Source organism: Acetobacter senegalensis (genome assembly GCF_001580995.1).
Taxonomy (GTDB): Bacteria; Pseudomonadota; Alphaproteobacteria; order Acetobacterales; family Acetobacteraceae; genus Acetobacter; species Acetobacter senegalensis.
The window spans coordinates 1-2,533 of sequence record NZ_LHZU01000045.1 but is presented as its reverse complement, the minus strand read 5'-3'; the positions used below and the strand labels follow the sequence as shown (position 1 = coordinate 2,533).

The window sequence follows — 2,533 nt, the reverse complement described above, 5'->3', positions numbered from 1 at the left end:
CTTTCGTACGCCTCGCGGCGCCCGAAACCCTTCAGGCAAGCAGACAGACTGCTTTCGCCTCATTTAAGGCATAAGTGTCTACGGACAGCTCTCTCCATAGCGGACATGAGCAGTATGATCTCTAGCGATGAGCAGGGCCGGGAACTACCAGTCCGATCTGAATGACGACAAGTGGCGAAGAGAATATCTGCAAAAATTTTACGAGAGATCAATAAAAGCCGAGACTGATTGGATTGAGTCTCTCAAGAACAATGTCGAAAGGCTGGTTGCAAAAAGTCGGATAATACGCGATTCATAAATAGGCTGTTTGCAATTTTAGGATTTAAATTAGTGGATAAGCATCTGGTAGAAATAATTAAGCCAGGAATTTATAAAAACCTAAATTCATATTGGGCTATGCACTACTGCTCTATACTAGAAACACTGTACGAACATAAAACTATAGAACACGGATTCCAAAGAGGCTACATGGAAAATATTGATCCAACACTAGCAAATCTAGCTGCCAAAGCGGGGTTTGCATTCTTCTTTGCAATTAAGAATTCATTGCAGAACTTTGGTCTTCAAAGCTTACTCTGCCACTACCTTGTTAGTAGCGAGGGCCGGTCAATTTTTAAAAATATTGTAGAAAAAATTTCTGACCTACATAATTTCGATTTTCTCAGTGAAACTCAAGAGTACGGAGTTTTTGTGAGCGCTAAAGACTTTCGAAGTGGGGAGCGGTTCATAAGAGAAAATAATCCAATTTTGCTTGGATGGAAAGATCTGCACTACAATGATGCGGTAGAAAAAGTGCATTATGCCGATTTATGTATACTTCTCAAAGGGATTGATCGAAATTTTGCAATACTAGGGGAAGTAGAAGGAAATCACGGTGGTGACCTTTTATTGAATTCTTTTTGGTCTAGAAAGAGGAGTGAGTACTACTCATTTGGAATTGGCGTAAGAAGCCACGCAAGAAATCTAACGATTAACCCGCATGAACCCCTACCTCCAGCAATAATAAATGGTCAATGGACTCGTACAGAGTACGGCTGGAAGTACGTCATAACAATAGATAGCTTGCATTCAATAGTTCGAGATTTCCATGATGCCATAGGGACCATTCAAACTCTAATGACGTTGGGCCCACGACAAAGAGCAAATTACGACCCCTCATTACTCCCTGTTCTAAATCTGATTAAAAACAAGTGGGATGACCACATATTAGATATTATTGATGAACTTCGCTCTATGTTATCTTTTGATAAGATGGCTACGTTAAGAACAAATCCATTGCCGGCTAAAGTTGTCCCCAGCATAATAACTTGAAATAATAAAATTTAATATTTTATTGTTGGTTTCTTTGTCAAAAAAGCAACAATTTCTTATGTGCCGTTTCGCAAGTCTCATCTGCTTGAGGTTCGGCCCGAACGCGCTGTCAACAATCGAGTGCAGCGAACTTTAACTTCAACACGAAGTCCTCCAACTTGACGCTCTCCTTCTGACAGAAAGCGGAAATATTTTGCCAGGTCAAGTAATAGGAAGGTTGTCGGATCCAGACATGATATTCGTCCGTGCCGCTATCTGTCCCGAACAGATCAATGCCGCCTATATCATAACGCTCAAGGGCATCTCCCTGCTTCTTCAGATTTTGCGGACTTATGCTCAGCGCTGCAGCTGCGTCGTCGACATGGACATGGATCGTGTCGTCGACTTTGAGTTTGAGTTTGATCGCGCGACGAATGATCGCGAGAATGAAAGCGAGATGGTCAGGCGGAATGATTTCCAGCTTCTCGATTAATGCACTAACTTGTTTCCTGCGGGCGGGCTTGTCGGTGGGCTCCAAGCTGCAATCGGGAAGCGCCAATTCGAGTCTGGCGAAAGTTTTAGGTTTGGTTGGAACGAGACTGTCGGTTACGTCCGCATAGTTATCTTTGAACGCCTTGCGGAGGGATGAGCCGACGCCTTTAAACTTTCCTTCGTGGTCGGTTTTGATCTTTGTCACTACGGAAAGAGTGTATGTATCCTCGTAGCTCTTACTGTCGATCTGTGTATGATGCCCTCCACACATAAGAACTAAGTTCTCGACTTCGCGTCGCTGTTCATTGGTCATGCTTCCATCGAAACGGGCACCATCGGGCATCGCTGCGCGAATATGGCAGACATGTCCAAGGACAACGCCATTCCCGTCGATGATGACGTGGTCACAGTCCGGCATCGCGCATTGATTACCCGACAGAAGATAAAGCTGGCGTAGGACGTCGGACTTGGGAGTCAGCCTTTTGGTCGTCTCTTTCTTGGTCTTGACCGTAACTTTCGGTTTCGCTTTTGGGGATTTTCCCATGGGCAAACGTCTTTCTCCGGTATGGATTGGAGCGCTACTCTCTATTACCATGGCAATCGCGTCAACGCCGCTATTCACGCTTTGTCACGGAACGGCTGGAGTTGGTCGCTTGCTATAGCTTCGCTTTCAACGGCAGCTATCCCATTAGCCTTCCCGAAAGCCGACCTTCCGCTTTCCTGAAGGGTTTCGGGCGCCGCGAGGCGTACG

The 2,533-nt window shown here is 45.2% G+C and carries 2 protein-coding genes; one reads left to right on the top strand and one right to left on the bottom strand.

The window, feature by feature from the left end; all coding sequences use genetic code 11:
• Nucleotides 1-330 precede the first annotated feature (330 nt).
• Nucleotides 331-1,311 (top strand): hypothetical protein, encoded by a 981-nt coding sequence (locus AD948_RS00315; protein ID WP_156478866.1) that lies wholly within the window; start codon nt 331-333, stop codon nt 1,309-1,311.
• A 109-nt stretch (nt 1,312-1,420) separates the two neighbouring features.
• Here the strand turns inward: AD948_RS00315 and AD948_RS00310 are convergent, their stop codons facing one another.
• Nucleotides 1,421-2,326, bottom strand: coding sequence for a hypothetical protein (locus AD948_RS00310; RefSeq protein WP_061470232.1), 906 nt, complete (start codon nt 2,324-2,326; stop codon nt 1,421-1,423).
• Nucleotides 2,327-2,533 lie beyond the last annotated feature (207 nt).